This is a genomic window from Rothia sp. P7181 (assembly GCF_048513015.1).
GTDB lineage: Bacteria > Actinomycetota > Actinomycetes > Actinomycetales > Micrococcaceae > Rothia.
The window spans coordinates 15,617-31,526 of record NZ_JBLXXZ010000008.1 but is presented as its reverse complement, the minus strand read 5'-3'; the positions used below and the strand labels follow the sequence as shown (position 1 = coordinate 31,526).

General features: G+C 47.7%; 13 protein-coding genes. 11 read left to right on the top strand and 2 right to left on the bottom strand.

Features of this window, described 5'->3' with window-relative positions; genetic code table 11:
* Positions 1-240: 240 nt before the first annotated feature.
* The gene (locus ACN08Z_RS05265; RefSeq protein WP_419103537.1) at positions 241-1,671 is read left to right on the top strand and encodes a S1C family serine protease; all 1,431 of its coding nucleotides are present in this window, start codon (positions 241-243) and stop codon (positions 1,669-1,671) included.
* Between the two features lie 99 nt (positions 1,672-1,770).
* Here ACN08Z_RS05265 and ACN08Z_RS05260 read toward each other — a convergent pair whose 3' ends face one another.
* A complete protein-coding gene (locus ACN08Z_RS05260; protein ID WP_419103536.1) occupies positions 1,771-2,238 on the bottom strand; it encodes a tRNA (cytidine(34)-2'-O)-methyltransferase in 468 nt (155 codons plus the stop codon).
* Positions 2,239-2,389: 151 nt separating this feature from the next.
* On the opposite strand from ACN08Z_RS05260, the gene ACN08Z_RS05255 reads away from it, so the two are divergent.
* From ACN08Z_RS05255 to secA, 10 genes are all read left to right on the top strand, one after another.
* Positions 2,390-3,625, top strand: coding sequence for a cysteine desulfurase family protein (locus tag ACN08Z_RS05255; protein ID WP_419103535.1), 1,236 nt, complete (start codon positions 2,390-2,392; stop codon positions 3,623-3,625).
* Positions 3,626-3,699: 74 nt separating this feature from the next.
* The gene (gene mnmA, locus ACN08Z_RS05250) at positions 3,700-4,902 is read left to right on the top strand and encodes a tRNA 2-thiouridine(34) synthase MnmA (RefSeq protein ID WP_419103534.1); all 1,203 of its coding nucleotides are present in this window, start codon (positions 3,700-3,702) and stop codon (positions 4,900-4,902) included.
* Between the two features lie 48 nt (positions 4,903-4,950).
* Positions 4,951-5,340 carry a chorismate mutase gene (locus tag ACN08Z_RS05245; protein ID WP_419103533.1) on the top strand — a complete coding sequence of 130 codons (390 nt, stop codon included), beginning with the start codon at positions 4,951-4,953 and terminating at the stop codon, positions 5,338-5,340.
* Positions 5,341-5,389: 49 nt separating this feature from the next.
* Positions 5,390-6,418: a methionine synthase gene (locus tag ACN08Z_RS05240; RefSeq protein ID WP_419103532.1), complete on the top strand. Its 1,029-nt coding sequence runs from the start codon at positions 5,390-5,392 to the stop codon at positions 6,416-6,418.
* Positions 6,419-6,498: 80 nt separating this feature from the next.
* Complete coding sequence (mtrA, locus tag ACN08Z_RS05235; RefSeq protein ID WP_419103531.1) at positions 6,499-7,188, top strand: MtrAB system response regulator MtrA; 690 nt, start codon at positions 6,499-6,501, stop codon at positions 7,186-7,188.
* A gap of 8 nt (positions 7,189-7,196) precedes the next feature.
* Positions 7,197-8,906, top strand: coding sequence for an MtrAB system histidine kinase MtrB (mtrB, locus tag ACN08Z_RS05230; RefSeq protein WP_419103530.1), 1,710 nt, complete (start codon positions 7,197-7,199; stop codon positions 8,904-8,906).
* Positions 8,907-10,631, top strand: coding sequence for an LpqB family beta-propeller domain-containing protein (locus ACN08Z_RS05225; protein ID WP_419103529.1), 1,725 nt, complete (start codon positions 8,907-8,909; stop codon positions 10,629-10,631). It abuts the gene before it with no gap.
* 102 nt (positions 10,632-10,733) lie between these two features.
* Positions 10,734-11,540 (top strand): ComF family protein, encoded by an 807-nt coding sequence (locus ACN08Z_RS05220; RefSeq protein WP_419103528.1) that lies wholly within the window; start codon positions 10,734-10,736, stop codon positions 11,538-11,540.
* A gap of 181 nt (positions 11,541-11,721) precedes the next feature.
* Positions 11,722-12,366, top strand: coding sequence for a ribosome hibernation-promoting factor, HPF/YfiA family (gene hpf / locus ACN08Z_RS05215; protein WP_419103527.1), 645 nt, complete (start codon positions 11,722-11,724; stop codon positions 12,364-12,366).
* A gap of 308 nt (positions 12,367-12,674) precedes the next feature.
* Positions 12,675-15,299, top strand: coding sequence for a preprotein translocase subunit SecA (gene secA, locus ACN08Z_RS05210; protein ID WP_419103526.1), 2,625 nt, complete (start codon positions 12,675-12,677; stop codon positions 15,297-15,299).
* Between the two features lie 64 nt (positions 15,300-15,363).
* Here secA and ACN08Z_RS05205 read toward each other — a convergent pair whose 3' ends face one another.
* Positions 15,364-15,879: an Rv3235 family protein gene (locus ACN08Z_RS05205; protein ID WP_419103525.1), complete on the bottom strand. Its 516-nt coding sequence runs from the start codon at positions 15,877-15,879 to the stop codon at positions 15,364-15,366.
* Positions 15,880-15,910: the final 31 nt, after the last annotated feature.

Below are 15,910 nucleotides of genomic sequence, written 5' to 3'. Positions count from 1 at the left end.
CTCATTCTAAAACGTTATTTTTTCTTTGGTAGAGCAGTGGAAGACAATTCGTCTTGAGCGTAGAAAAAATAACACCAAGAAAACTTGCAAGAACCTCCCAGAAAATAACCAGAGTAAGTTCAATAAAACTCCAGATAAATGATAGATAGTAAAGATACGTAAAAAATAGTAGATATTTGAACAGGTATACACTGAGGATATCGACACAGGCCTTTAAAACAAGAAAGAAGAATAACAAATATGTCACAAGAACCTTGGAACCAACAGCACAATTCAAACACTGCCGGATACCAGCAAAACCCTTATGCCCCTACCTCGCAGAACCAACAACCCTATAACACTTCCGAAAACCAACACGGCTACACTGGCGCATACCACGCCGAATCACCCTACTACACCTCATATAACACCCCCTACTTTGAAGAACACCCCAAAACGTCTAAAAAATATGCAGGTGGTGTACTCCTCGGCGCTGCACTCATCGCCTCACTCATCGGCGGAGGAGTCGGAGCAGGTGTTGTTGCTCTCTCACAAAACACCTCATCAACTATCACCACCACCAATGCCGGAACAACCATCGTTAATAACAAAGACTCCGTCAACGCCATTACCGCTGCTGCAGAAAAAGCAATGCCGTCAGTTGTGACCATTGGTGTTGTTGCACCAGGAGCTACAGGCTCTGGGTCTGGAATCATCCTTGACGGAGAAGGCCATATCCTCACCAACACACACGTTGTAACTCTTGATGGAAAAGTCAATAACCCAGCAGTTGAAGTCCAACTTTCAAACGGACACACTGTTAGCGCAACCATCGTCGGAACAGACCCCACCAGCGATCTTGCCGTCATCAAAATAGACCCCAGCGGACTAACCCTCACACCAGCAACCCTAGGAAACTCCCAAAAGCTTAACGTCGGAGAAACAACCATCGCAATTGGTGCACCGCTAGGGCTACAAAACACCGTGACTGACGGAATCATTTCAACCCTATCCCGAACTATTCAAGTAGCATCCTCAGAAGCACCCGAAGAAACACCTCAAGAAGAACACCAGCGACCCAACCTCGGAAACCAAAACCTTCCCTTCCAATTCCAAATCCCCGGACAAGATATTGACGGAGTATCAGCGCCAAAGAAAACTATTTCTTTGAACGTCCTCCAAACAGATGCCGCTATTAACCCCGGAAACTCTGGCGGTGCACTCGTCAATACTCAAGGCGAAGTGATCGGTATCAACGTCGCCATCGCCTCAGCACAATCAGGCCCATCCTCAGCAAGCTCGGGAGGAAACATCGGCGTTGGATTCTCCATTCCCATCAACTATGCCCACCGTATTGCCCAAGAAATTATCAAAGACGGCGTAGCAACTCACGGATTCCTTGGCGCTAACGTCTCTACCTCACCAGCCGATAACGACCAAAGTGAAATGTTCGGCGACGGTGCTCGCATCGAGGCAGTTGTCCCCGACAGCGCAGCAGCAAAAGCCGGATTGCAAAAAGGTGACGTTATCACCATGTTTAACGGGCATCGTATTACCGACTCTACAGAACTGACAGCTAGCGTCAGAGAAGCAGCAGCCGGACAAACCGTCAAAGCAACCATTTTGCGTAACGGCTCATCCGAAGAAAAAGAAATCACTCTCGGCAACGCCGCAGACGCCCAGAAAAAATAACACCAACACCTCAACAAAAGCTATAAAAATAGAGGGGGTAGCAGTCTAACCTGCTACCCCCTCTCATAAAATCCCATTGATATGAGACGAAAACACTCCTTAAAGCAGTGCCCCTGAGAAATCATTCTGACGCCACGCCTCATACACCGCAATAGACGCAGAATTTGCAAGATTTAGCGAACGACGTCCTTCTAACATCGGAATACGAACCCTCTCCGTGACTTGCGGGGCGTTCTGAACATGCTCAGGAAGACCAACAGATTCAGGGCCAAATAAAAGAACATCGCCGGGACGATACGACACCTGCGCAAAATTCTTCTGCGCCGTCGTCGTAAAAGCAAAAACACGTTCAGGCTTAAGCTCTTCCCACGCTTGCTCAATATTTTGATGTACTTGAACAACCGCAAGATCATGATAATCCAAACCAGCACGACGCAAATGCGCATCATCAAAGTTGAACCCTAAAGGCTCCACAAGATGTAACTTTGCCCCCGTAATAGCCGCTAAACGAATAACATTTCCAGTGTTACCCGGAATCTCAGGAGTATAGAAAAGAATATTAAACACACCTCTAGTGTATGCCTTCCCTCATCGCCTTTGTCATCATCAGCCGTGACCCGCCACAGAGAAGGTGAAACATCTCATGTGCTCGTCTAGGATGATAAGCGTAAAATAGTGGAGGCCAAGTACCGCTAGATAAACCAAAGGACCTGTTCTCATGAAACGTACATACCTTGATCATGCGGCAACCACACAACCACTAGCATCCGTAATTGACGAAGTAACAGAACACCTAAAATACAGCGGAAACGCTTCAGCCTTACACTCCGCAGGACGCAGAGCACGTGCGGTTGTAGAACAAGCCCGCGAACGTATCGCCCAAGCTGTAGGCTGCGATAGTGCAGAAGTAATCTTTACCGCAGGCGGAACCGAAGCCGACAACCTCGCCATTAAAGGTATCTACCGTAAAAGAACTCACATAAACCCCCAATGCCGGCGTATCCTCATCAGCTCCATAGAACATCATGCGGTCAGCGAATCAGCAGAATGGCTCGAAGCGCATGAACAAGCGCAACTATGCTGGATACCCGTAGACTCACACGGCCTTATCGACATGAAAGCACTCAAAGCTCTCATCGAAGAAGACCCCGAAAATACGGCTCTCATCACCGTTATGTGGGCGAACAACGAAGTTGGTACCATACAACCAATCCGCAAAATTGCAGAACTCAGTGCCACCTACAATATTCCGTTTCACACCGACGCAGTACAAGCCTTCGGAGCTATCCCCATCAACTTCCGTCAGATAGGGGCAAACAGCATGGCAATATCTGGACATAAAATGGGTGCACCTCAAGGTATCGGCGCACTGATTGCTACCCGAACTACCGCCCTAGCACCAGTCCTCCACGGTGGGGGACAAGAACGAGCCGTCCGCTCAGGAACACTAGATACCGCAAGCATTGCCGGATTTGGTGTAGCTGCTCAAGAAGTCACTCAACACCTCGCTGAAGAAATGGTGCGCCTTGGGACACTCCGGAACACTCTCATTGAACGTATCCGCCACGAGATACCCAACGCAACACTACGCGGGGCAGAACCCGAATCAATTGAAGAACTGGAACAAGAAGGCGCCACCCGCCGGCTACCACATAACGTACATTTCACCTTTGACGGCTGCGAAGGAGATTCTTTGCTCTTCCTCCTCGATATGGCCGGTATAGAATCTTCTACTGGCTCTGCCTGCAATGCCGGAGTTCCACGTCCTTCCCACGTGCTACTTGCCATGGGAGTTGATGAAGAACACGCACGTGGTGCACAACGTTTTACCCTCGGACATACCAGCACCAGCGAAGACATTGAGGCCCTCATGGAAGCGTTGCCCGGAGCTTATGAACAAGCCCATAAAGCTGGTTTAGCGGCGCACGTACCGAATGAACACATCTGGCATTAGCAATTTGGTAAGTTGAAGACTGTCTTATACGTTCAGAGCATTCACACACAGCAATACGAAGGAAAAATATCTTTATGAAAATCTTGGCTGCAATGAGCGGCGGTGTTGACTCTGCCGTTGCCGCTGCACGCGCGGTAGAAGCCGGACACGACGTTGTTGGCGTCCACCTCGCACTATCACGCATGCCCGGAACCCTTAGAACCGGAAGCCGCGGATGCTGCACTATCGAAGACTCCATGGACGCACGTAGAGTCTGCGACCAGCTAGGCATCCCCTTCTACGTATGGGACTTCTCTGAACGATTCAAAGAAGACGTCGTTGACGATTTCATCTCCGAATACGAGGCCGGACGCACACCTAACCCTTGCATGCGTTGCAACGAAAAAATCAAATTCGCTGCACTCCTTGAAAAAGCGGTAGCGTTAGGCTTTGATGCCGTTGTTACTGGGCACTATGCAAAAGTCATTAGCGACGAAAACGGAAACCGCGAACTGCACCGTGCCGCAACCTGGGCAAAAGACCAATCCTATGTTTTGGGCGTACTTACTCATGAACAGCTCAAACACGCATGGTTCCCCCTCGCAGACACACCGTCTAAAGATGAAGTTCGTGCAGAAGCTGCACGACGAGGATTCTCCGTCGCTAAAAAACCAGATTCTTACGATATCTGCTTCATTCCTGAAGGTGATACTCGCGCATGGCTTGAAGACCATATCCAGATGAGCGAAGGTAACATCAAAGATACTCAAGGGAACGTTTTAGGCCAGCACCCTGGAGCTCAAGCCTATACTGTAGGGCAACGTAAAGGACTTGCTATCGGACGTCCAGCACCCGACGGAAAACCTCGTTTCGTACTAGAAATTCGCCCCAAAACCAATGAAGTCATCGTCGGTTCGAAAGACTTACTCGCTATCGATCGTATCCGTGGTATTAGAACTACTTGGGCAGGGCTACCCATTGATTGCGTACAAGAATTTCTTAACAAAACACCCGAACTGAACGCTCGAAGCGATAGCTTTGAAGTCACAACCCAAGTACGGGCCCACGCTGATCCTGTTGCCTCAACCGCATATATGCAGTGGGTTCTTGACGACGAGAACACCACAGACACAGAAAAAACTTCATTACGGTTAGAAACCGTCGTACATCTGAATGAGGGGTTGCGCGGAGTAGCGCCCGGACAGACTATGGTGATGTATCAAGGAACACGCGTCCTTGGACAAGCAACCATTAACCGTGCATATTCCACGGAAAGAGAAGATATTAACGCTTCATAAAAATAGTCATCACATAACAGCGCACAACAACTCACCAAAGGTAAAAACATGCCTGACTCACAAGACATCCAAGCACATAAAGAATTCGACCAGCGCGCATCATCGTTAAGAGGACAGGTTCAACCAGAAGTCCTTGAAGAGCTGTACAGCATTCGGAAAATTATTGATAATCTTGACGCTGCACTGATGCATATCTTGGCAGAACGTTTTAGGGCAACACAACGTGTCGGACACCTTAAGGCTGAACACCAACTACCAGCTGGAGACCCTGCCCGAGAAGCTGCTCAAATTAAACGTTTGCGTTCTCTTGCGGAACTATCTGATTTAGACCCAGAATTTGCAGAAAAATTTCTGAATTTCATCATTTCAGAGGTGATTCGGCACCACGAACAAATCGCGCAAGAAAATAACACCACCGCGTCCCCGCAAGCTTGTTAAAACTGCTACCAGCAATAGCAGATGCCAGAACATCCCAGCCCTCAACACCGTGAAAATACAAACTATCACTGAAGCACCTATTAGGGTACGCGCCAGCGCAACCGGAACTCTCAGCGGAGAAAACCTCCTTGACAGCATTTTCCGCGTCCGAGGAGAGCTCGGAAACCCACACCTGCCCTTTCTTCCGGAACTGCCACAACGTGGATACGCCGCAACCACACTTGCCAGAACCATCGCAACCCTCGATGAACTCCACGCAGAAGGGGCCTCCTATGGGTGGCGGTTAAGTAACGGCACCTCTCGAGAAAGCGAACTGGCCCGCTCCACATTCCGTTCGGATATCAACCTATTAGCTGACGTTATTGGGCAAGAAGAAGATCGAGGGAAAAATCTCAAACTCCAATTCATGGGGCCTATCTCTTTGGCTGTATCGCTCTACCTATCCAACGGAGAACGCGCTATTAGCGACCACGGAGCTAGACGAGACATCCGAGACTCCTTCCTCAACGGGCTCTCCAACTGGATTGACACCATTGATACCGCAACGGGATCTCAACACCTCTACCTGCAACTTGAAGAGCCATATCTTGAAACAGCACTGCACGGAAACATTCCTACCGCAAGTGGGTATCGAACCATTCGACACCTACCGCAACATGAGCTTCAAGAAACATATGGTCTCATTCAACAACACTTACAGCAACGTTCCATTTCACTAGCTATCACCAGATGCGACATTCAAAACCTCAACACCATACAATCAATACCCGACGCCCTCTGGTTCGACACCACAAACTACACACAACATGACTGGGAAAAAATTGCTCCGCATGCTGAAAGAGGCAAAGAACTCTGGCTAGCAATCACCGGTAACAACCTGAAGAGCCATATCCCAACTCAGGCCTACCACCTCTGGAAAAGCTGGCGCACCATCGGACTGCCCGCGCAAGCCTTATCACAAGTGACCCTCTACGATAATGCAACACTCCACCTCATGAACATCGAAGATGCTACCAGCATCTTTACAGAACTCGTTCAAACAGCTCAAGCCCTCAGCGAGATAGCCCAAGACTCATAAAGAATGTTCCACCATGATGCCCCACCCCATGAAAAGAACACGATAGACTAGGGAAGACGTCGCGACCCTATGGGAGAAAAATGAACTCTACAATTCTCATTGTTGATGATGACGAAGCTCTCGCCGAAATGGTTGGCATCGTCCTAGCACAAGAAGGCTACGAAACAGTATTTTGCGAAGCCGGAGACAAAGCACGGGACGCTTTTAATAGCAACCAGCCAGACCTCATCCTGCTTGACCTTATGCTTCCAGGGATGAGCGGTATCGAAGTCTGCTCCAAAATACGTGAAGACTCAGACGTGCCCATCATCATGCTCACCGCTAAAAGCGACACCGAAGACGTCGTCCGCGGATTAGAAGCAGGCGCAGACGACTACATTGCCAAACCCTTTAAACCAGCTGAACTTTTGGCACGTATTCGCGCTCGCCTACGTCCGCGTGAAGATCACAGCAACGAGCCACTTCGTGTTGGCGGTCTGATTATTGATTTAGCGGGGCACACTGTCTCTCGTGATGGTGCGCTGATTCCTTTAACCCCCTTAGAATTTGAGCTTCTTGCTAACCTTGCGCAGCAACCGGGTCAGGTACTCACCCGCGAAACACTTTTGGGGAATGTATGGGGATACGAGAAGACTGTTGATTCCCGTCTCGTGAACGTACATATTCAGCGTCTACGCTCAAAGATTGAAGAGGACCCCGAAAATCCTAAGATTGTTCTAACTGTTCGTGGTGTGGGATATAAAGCTGCAGCTGATAGGACCCGCCGTTAGGCAAAGTTGTGGCTAAACATTTTCCTCAGGCACCCCCTATTACGGCACGGCAATACCGCAATAGTGAGTGGTTCTCGAACCCTCTTAGGCGTTTTCGTTTGTATTGGCACCAATCTTTGCAATTTCGTGCGATTGCTGCTGCTATTGTGCTGCTGATTGTCACCTTCATTTTTGTTGGTTCTTTCTTGTCCTCGCAGATTGCTAATTCTCTTTTCCGAGGTAGAGTAGATCAATCATTACAGGACTCAGCAGCTGGGTTCTCGAATGTTCAATCACTACTTGATAGTTCTGACGCTACGGGACGCTCTGAGATTCACCGTAACGTCCTGCGGTTCTTAACAGTTCTTGAAGCTGGGGGAGAAGAATCAGAAAAGCAATGGGTGCTTGCCCCTAATAAGGGAACCTCTGCTCAAGGATTTATCTCTGAACAGAGTCAGCATGGCACAATCAGCACCTCTGACATTCCCACCGAGCTACGCGATACCATCAGCCGTAATGAAGGTATTTACTGGCAGTCTGCAAGTTTGAATATTGACGGTCATCGACAGCCTGTTATCTTTGTGGGAACGAGTATTCGTATCCCTCAAAACCCTGCATACGGTTTGTATCTGGTCTACGACCTGTCCTCCTCACAAACAACGTTGCGATATATCAACCTCGTGGTGTGGGTTGCTTTCTTTATCTTGTTGCTTATTGTTGTCACGATTGTCTGGTACATTACGCGTTCTGTGATTCGTCCTATCTCTTCTACCGCAATTACTGCTGAAAAACTTGCCGCGGGGGATTTAGGGCAACGTGTCATCGTTCGAGGGCATAACGAGACTGCTCGTTTAGGTAATTCTTTTAATCGTATGGCTGATAGCCTTGAAAATCAGATTTCTCGTCTTGAAACTCTCTCTACGATGCAACAACGTTTTGTATCGGACGTTTCTCATGAGTTACGTACACCTTTAACCACCGTGCGTATGGCAGCAGAAATGCTATACGATGGCCGCGACGAATTTGGGGTAGCATATCGTCGCCCCACGGAGTTGCTCTATCATCAAGTAGACCGCTTCGATGCGTTGCTTGCTGACCTTCTAGAAATTTCTCGTTTTGACGCTGGTTCTGCAACGTTGGATGCTGTGTCTGTGCAGTTTATGGCGGTGTTTGAGGAAGTTCTTATCTCAGTAGAACCTCATTTACAACGTACCGGTACTGAGCTGAGAGTTCATCATGATAACAGCGATATCTCTGTAGAAATGGATCACCGTCGCATTGAACGCGTGCTAAGAAACTTGCTGTTTAATGCTGTTGAACATAGTGAAGGCCAGCCGATTGACGTATATATTGCAACATCTGAGACAGCGTTAGGTGTTGCTGTTCGTGACCATGGTGTTGGGCTCAGTGAAGAACATGTAACGCAGGTCTTTAACCGTTTTTGGCGGGCAGACCCTTCACGTAAACGTACTCTTGGCGGTACCGGTTTGGGGCTTTCTATTGCAGCTGAGGACGTACGTTTACACGGTGGTACTCTCGAATGTTGGGGGCGTCCGGCAGAAGGTGCGTGTTTCCGTATGACTTTACCTCTCCGTCAAGGAGAACCTATGGGCAAATCTCCCGTACGGTTATCAGGGGATGCTCTTCCTCCCGATGAATATCTAGATATTGACGTTCCGACTTCTACCGATTCCGATGTGTCTGACGCTGAGGATAAGAACCAGCATGGTGAAAATTAGATGAAAAAAATATATTCTTCTACCAAGGTTCGTTATCTTGGTGTGGGCTTATGCTTTCTTGTCGGCGTAAGTGGCTGTGCAAGTATTCCACAAAGTGGTGCTGTTAGCCACTATGCTGATTCTCAAAGTACAAGTCCTGATACTCAGAGCAGTATTGTGCTTGACCCCCCTCGAGATGGTGCAAGTCCGCAGGAAATTATTCAAGGATTTTTACGGGCTGGTGCTGGTGCGAAAGATGATTATCAAGTAGCCCGTGAATATCTGACGGAAGAGTTTTCAAACTCTTGGATACCTGATGAACGGACCTTAGTATATCGGGATTCTACAACTTTAGAAGTCACCTCAGATACTGCTCATGAGGGTGCTCAACACGGCGATGAATATTCGGTCACGATTCCTGTGGCAACTTCTATTGACCGGCGAGGAATCGCAACATCATATGCGGAAGTCTCCCCAGAAAACCTTAGGTTTAAGATGGTTCAGGTCAATGGGCAGTGGCGTATTGCTCAGGCACCGCAAGGCACTGTGATGAACCATCATGATTTTATTCAGGTTTTTGCGACATACACCTTGTACTTTTATGACCCTACATACACCTATGCCGTACCTGACATCCGTTGGTTTGCCGACCGCCCAACGGTTGTTACCTCAATTACGAAGGTTCTTCTAGAAGGGGCCGCACCGTACCTTGAGGGTGCTGTGAGTAGTGCTATCCCCTCGGGGACAACGCTCACTCGTAACTCTGTTCCGGTGGAGGAGACTGTTGCCCAAGTGAGCTTACACGGTGAGGGGCTAGGTGCTGATATCTCACAGCTCGATATTGAACGGATGAACTCTCAGCTGACGCAAACGCTATCACTTTTGGGCGGTATTGACTCTGTCAAATTGACCTTTGACGATCAAGATGTCAAAGCTGGTCCTCTCGATAATTATGTTGCTCCTCAGGTCAACCCTAGTGTATCGGGCAATATCGTTGCTCTTGACGGAAACCAGCTAGTTACTCGTAGCGAAATTTTCAATGATGCTGACCAGAACAAAATTGTTGATATTGCGGTGGCTAATCCTCGGGATCTAGCGATGGATTACACTCGTAAAAACTTCGCGTTCTTAGACTCTCTACAACAGTCACTCTTTTGGGTCTCTGATCAGAAGATTACTCATATGTTTGATGGTGTTGGACTAACACACCCATCTTTTGACCAGTTCCAATGGCTATGGAGCGCTGATTCTACAGGCCGGTTGCGAGCTGTTTCGTATGTAAACTCTCAGGAGAAAAAACAGGTTGATGTTCGTTCTCCATGGTTAGAGGGATACGACGTGAAATCTGTTCGTATTTCTCGTGATGGTGCGCGTGCGGCGGTTGTTGCAACTCTTGACGGCGAAACATATGTGTGGGTATCTGGTATTCATCGTAGTTCTGATCACCAACCACTTGAGCTGACTTCTCCCGTCCGTTTAGGGACGACTCTTGACGTAACTGATGTCTCTTGGACAAGTGATCAGAGCCTTATTGCAGCAGATGAACTTTCGGGCGAATCTGAGATTATCTACCTATCGGGGGAGATTACTTCTGTTGAACGGCTAGATGGTTTATCTCTTATCGCTTCTGGTGCAGGGAATAACCAGATTGTTGCTCAGACAAAGGACGGGCGTCTTTACACTTTGGTCGATCGTGGTTGGTCTCGTATCGACATCCCATTGCATGACGTAAACTATTCAGGTTAGTCGCCAATTACTGCTAAAACGTCAGAAAAATATTTCATATCTTTATCCACAGATATGAAAAATCCTAAGAGTCTCTCGCCCCATAGAGAGATACTTAGTGCTGTGCTATCTTCAATGGGTTTTTATCTGCGCTTATTGTGCTCTGACGCCCTAGAACTGATTCGACCTCGAGTCTGTGCAAGCTGCGGGGCATATGGGACGAAGGCTGTGAACCGTTCTTTATGCTCTCATTGTGATTTTCAGGTTCGCCATTCACTACTGAACGTTCATTGTTCTAGAGTTGATGGAGTCGGGTGTCCAATATATTCTGCTGGGGCGTATGAACATGAGTTAGCACGCAGCATTTTGGCGTATAAGAATCATTCACGCACGGATCTTCTCGATATTCTTGCTACCGGTCTGGTTCGTGCAGTGGTGGAATGTCTCCAACAGGCTGAAGATGTTAAACGTATAGTTCTTATTCCCATGCCTTCTGACCCAAGTGCAACACGAAGACGCGGTTATGTCCCTGCTCAATTATTGGCAGAGCGTGTGTGCCGGTTGATGGGGGAGTACGCTGGTGTGTCTTGTGTATCGTATGGTCTTCTCTCCAAGAAAAAGCGCTGGGGTAGGGGAGATAAGTCGGGGCAGAAACTTTTGACGGGGGCTCAACGCCGTCAACGGCTGTCTCATTCTATGCGTTTATCGTCACCACCTCTGTCTTTTATGGGGTTCTATTATGATGTTCGTGGTGTGCATTGTCTTCTCGTAGATGACGTATTGACTACGGGAGCGACTTTAGCGGAGGGGTATCGTGTTATTTCTTCTGCTGGGGGCAAAGTGATAGGTGCGGTTACGGTTGCTTATGTTCCTTATCGGGGTGGCACCTCTACATATACTGTGGGGTATCCACCTATATCTCTTGATTAAAAGATGGCGAATGTTCGCTGTGGGTAGCGTATATATTCTCACCTGAAAAATCTTTTGCGTGACACGAGACATCTTTTGAACTAGGCTAGTGATAGGGAATCAAAGACGAATTCCTCGGCTTAGCTCCTCTTCGGATGGAGTCGCAGCTAAGTACACGCCCCCAAATATGCTGGAGGGAATTGTGGAAATTAACATCATCGGACGAAACGTTAAAGTTACTGAACGTCTGCGTGAACATGTTGAAGATAAAGTTGCAAAGTTTGAGCAACTAGGTGACCGCGTCAGCACCATCGAAATAAAATTCACTAAAGAAGGCCATTCTGGTCCAGAAATTATTGGCGCAGAAATTACTGTTATCGGCAAAGGCCCTGTTCTTCGTGCAGAAGCTACTGGAGAAGATAAATTCGCGGTCTTTGATGACACCTACGGAAAACTCCTTGAGCGTTTACGCCGTGCACGAGACCGACGCAAACCTAGCAAATCAGGAACAAAACGTCCTATCTCAGTTTCTGAAGCAACCGGATCTCTCCCCATCGTGACGGAACAAGTTGCTATCTCTGAGATACATCTAGATGATGTGCCCGTCGAAGAAATTGCTTTTTCTACCGAGTATTCTCTTGAAGATGAAGTCTCTTCACCCGTAGAAATCCGGCGTAAGAGTTTCCCTGCAACACACTTAACGGCAGAAGAAGCTGTGGATCATATGGAACTCGTTGGGCATGACTTCTTTGTCTATCTTGATAAAGAAACGGGTGCACCATCTGCTGTGTACCGTCGTAAAGGATGGACGTACGGCGTGATTTCTTTAGAAAACACTCCTGAGTAAGATTCTTATTTAGTCTTTATCAAAGTAGTGTTTAAAGCGCCTAAGGATTTTGCTCAGGTGCTTTAGCCTAGCTGAAACGGCATCAAATACTGGACAGCTCACAAAACGTGGCGCCAGCTATTTGATGCCGTTTTTGTATTCTAAAACCCTTATTTCTAGGGGTTGTCCTCTAAAAATAAGGCTTAGCTGAGAGAGTAATACGAAAAGCGTTCTCATATTGACTAGTTTTTAGCCTAGAATAGTGATGATGTGCTGACATAAAGTGTCGGTACCGTATTTAAAGTTTTCGTCTCAAGGAGTCAGTTTTCGTGGCATCTTTCTTAGAGAAGATTCTTCGCGCAGGGGATAAAAAAATTCTCAAACAGCTTCGTGCGTACACTGATGCAGTGAACTCGCTCGAAAGCAGCTTTGAAAATATGAGTGACGCCGAACTGCGTGCAGAAACAGACTCGTTCCGCGCTCGCATTAAAGATGGCGAATCTCTTGACACCCTCTTGCCAGAAGCGTTCGCTGTTGTACGTGAAGCCTCAAAGCGTACCCTTGGAAAACGCCACTATGACGTTCAGCTGATGGGCGGGGCAGCCCTACACCTCGGCAATATCGCCGAAATGAAAACCGGCGAGGGTAAAACTCTTGTCGCCACCGCGCCGGCATACCTTAATGCGCTATCTGGTAAAGGCGTGCATATCGTAACCGTTAACGATTACCTTGCCGAATATCAAGCAAACCTCATGGGACGAGTATTCCGTTTTTTGGGGATGGAATCGGGCGTTATCCTTTCGAACCAGACTCCAGAAGAGCGACGTAAACAATACGCAGCAGACATCACTTACGGCACCAATAACGAGTTTGGGTTCGACTATCTACGCGATAACATGGCGTGGAGTGTTGAAGAACAGGTTCAGCGTGGGCACAACTTCGCCATTGTCGACGAAGTTGACTCCATCTTGATTGACGAGGCTCGTACCCCGCTGATTATCTCCGGACCAGCTGCAGGAGAAGCACACCGCTGGTACGCTGAATTTGCACGTTTCGTACAGACTCTTCTTCCTGAAAAAGATTACGAAGTAGACGAGAAGAAGCGTACCGTCGGTATCCTTGAATCCGGTATTGACAAGGTAGAAGACCACCTCGGAATTGAGAATCTTTACGAGCCAGCTAATACTCCGCTCATTGGTTTCTTAAATAACGCTATTAAAGCTAAAGAACTCTTTAAGAACAATAAAGACTATGTCGTCATGAATGGTGAAGTTCTCATCGTCGATGAACATACTGGACGCATCCTCCCCGGACGCCGTTATAACGAGGGCATCCATCAGGCTATTGAAGCTAAAGAAGCTGTCGAAATTAAGCCTGAGAACCAGACCATGGCAACGATTACTTTGCAGAACTATTTCCGCATGTACGACAAGCTCTCCGGTATGACAGGTACTGCAGAGACTGAAGCAGCAGAGTTCATGAATACTTACGAACTTGGCGTGGTTGCTATTCCTACGAATAAGGAAGTTCAGCGCGTTGACCACCCCGACCGCGTACATAAGAACGAAATTGTAAAATTCAACGCTGTTGTTGAAGACATCAAAGAGCGTTTTGAAACCGGGCAGCCTGTTCTAGTAGGTACAACCAGCGTAGAAAAAAGCGAGTACCTCTCTAAGCTTCTCAAACGTGAAGGTATCCGTCACGAAGTGTTGAACGCAAAAAACAACGCACGTGAGGCTGCTATCGTAGCGCAAGCAGGTCGTAAGGGCGCTATTACCGTTGCGACGAATATGGCAGGTCGTGGTACTGACATTATGCTAGGTGGTAACCCTGAGTTTAATGCTGTTGAAAAAATGGCAGAACTCGGCTTAGACCCAGAACAGAACACCGAAGAATACGAGGCGAAATGGCCTAGCATTCTTGCTGAATGTGAGGATGCGGCTCGTGCAGAACACGAAGAAGTTATTGCTCTTGGCGGGCTGTACGTTCTTGGTACTGAACGTCATGAATCTCGCCGCATCGATAACCAGCTACGAGGCCGCTCTGGACGTCAAGGCGACCCCGGCGAATCACGTTTTTATCTCTCTCTATCAGATGAGCTAATGCGTCTATTCAATGGTCAAGCAGCTGCTCGTCTGATGGCTAACGCTCCTGACGACACTGTGCTTGACTCCAAACTGGTTTCTCGTGTTGTTGCCTCAGCTCAGGGACAGGTTGAATCTCGCAACGCTGAACAGCGTAAGAACATCCTTAAATACGATGATGTTTTGAATCGTCAGCGTGAAGCAATGTATAAAGACCGTAACCAGATTCTGCATGGAGATGATCTTAAAGAACAGATTCAAATCTTTACGCGTGAAGTTCTTACCTCTGCGATTGATGCACAGGTAGGGGATAACCACGCAGAAGATTGGGACTTTGATAAACTCTGGGAAACTCTCAAGAGTATTTATCCTGTCACGATTACTGCTGAGGACTTGGCAGAAGATGCGGGAGACCGCACAAAGATTACTCGTGACCAGCTAGTTAAAGAGATTATTGCTGATGCCGAGTTAGTCTACCAAGAACGTGAAGAAACTATCGGTGCGGATTCTATGCGTGAAATTGAACGCCGTGTTGTTCTTTCTGTGATTGGGAAGCGTTGGCCTGAACATCTTTACGAGATGGACTACCTGAAAGAGGGTATTGGTTTACGTGCTATGGCTCAGCGCGATCCCCTCATTGAGTATCAGCGTGAAGGTTATGCACTGTACCAGACGATGATGGACGCTATTCGTGAAGAATCTGTCAGCTACTTGTACCATGTTGATTTGGCAAAGCAACGTACGCAGTCTTCTCCTCTGGGGATGAAGATTCCTGCTCAGCCGAAGTTCTTACAGTATTCTGCACCTTCAGAAGATGGTGGAACTGAAACTGAAATTCGTAAAAATGATTTGATGAACCAGAAGAAATAGTTTTAACTCTTAACTATGAGACGGTGGGGTGCTGACCATATATGGTCAGCAACCCACCGGTGTTTTATGGAAATTCTAGAGCTGTAATCTTCCATTTGGAGAAAACTTTTTCTACTCTCATAGCTATGGCTCGTACTCGGGCCAAATCTTCCATGATGAGACATACTTCAAACGTATCTGTTCGTACTTTTTGCGCTTTAGCACGGCGAGCTTTGGGCAGTTTTGCCCTATGAGATGTGGGAGAAGGTTTGAGAGGTGTCCTCATACTATGCTGCCGTAGGAGTTGTTGGGTGAGCTGAGCTCTTTGCGTTACCTGTTGGTAGCATTCTTGACTAAGCCACCGTGCAATATGCTGTGTTGGACGTCGTCCTGCAAAAACTTCTAAAATTGCAACGCTGATTCCTGCGCACATGATTTCGATAGCTTTACATTCTTCGTTGCTTGGGCTGATGGGGCGTTTAGGCCGGAAGTTGATATTTTCTTCTCGAGCTAAGGCCTGTCGGAAACGCTCATATTCTTCAGCTGAGATAACAGTAAAACGTTGTTGGTTTGGTGTGGACTCGGGTTGGTGGATAGCCATGATGATGTCCTTATATCGTCTTTGGTATATA

Coding starts and splice junctions, on each gene's coding strand:
- ACN08Z_RS05265 (WP_419103537.1), top strand. CDS start 241: ATGTCACAAGAACCTTGGAACCAACAGCACAATTCAAACACTGCCGGA.
- ACN08Z_RS05255 (WP_419103535.1), top strand. CDS start 2,390: ATGAAACGTACATACCTTGATCATGCGGCAACCACACAACCACTAGCA.
- mnmA (WP_419103534.1), top strand. CDS start 3,700: ATGAAAATCTTGGCTGCAATGAGCGGCGGTGTTGACTCTGCCGTTGCC.
- ACN08Z_RS05245 (WP_419103533.1), top strand. CDS start 4,951: ATGCCTGACTCACAAGACATCCAAGCACATAAAGAATTCGACCAGCGC.
- mtrA (WP_419103531.1), top strand. CDS start 6,499: ATGAACTCTACAATTCTCATTGTTGATGATGACGAAGCTCTCGCCGAA.
- ACN08Z_RS05225 (WP_419103529.1), top strand. CDS start 8,907: ATGAAAAAAATATATTCTTCTACCAAGGTTCGTTATCTTGGTGTGGGC.
- ACN08Z_RS05205 (WP_419103525.1), bottom strand. CDS start 15,879: ATGGCTATCCACCAACCCGAGTCCACACCAAACCAACAACGTTTTACT.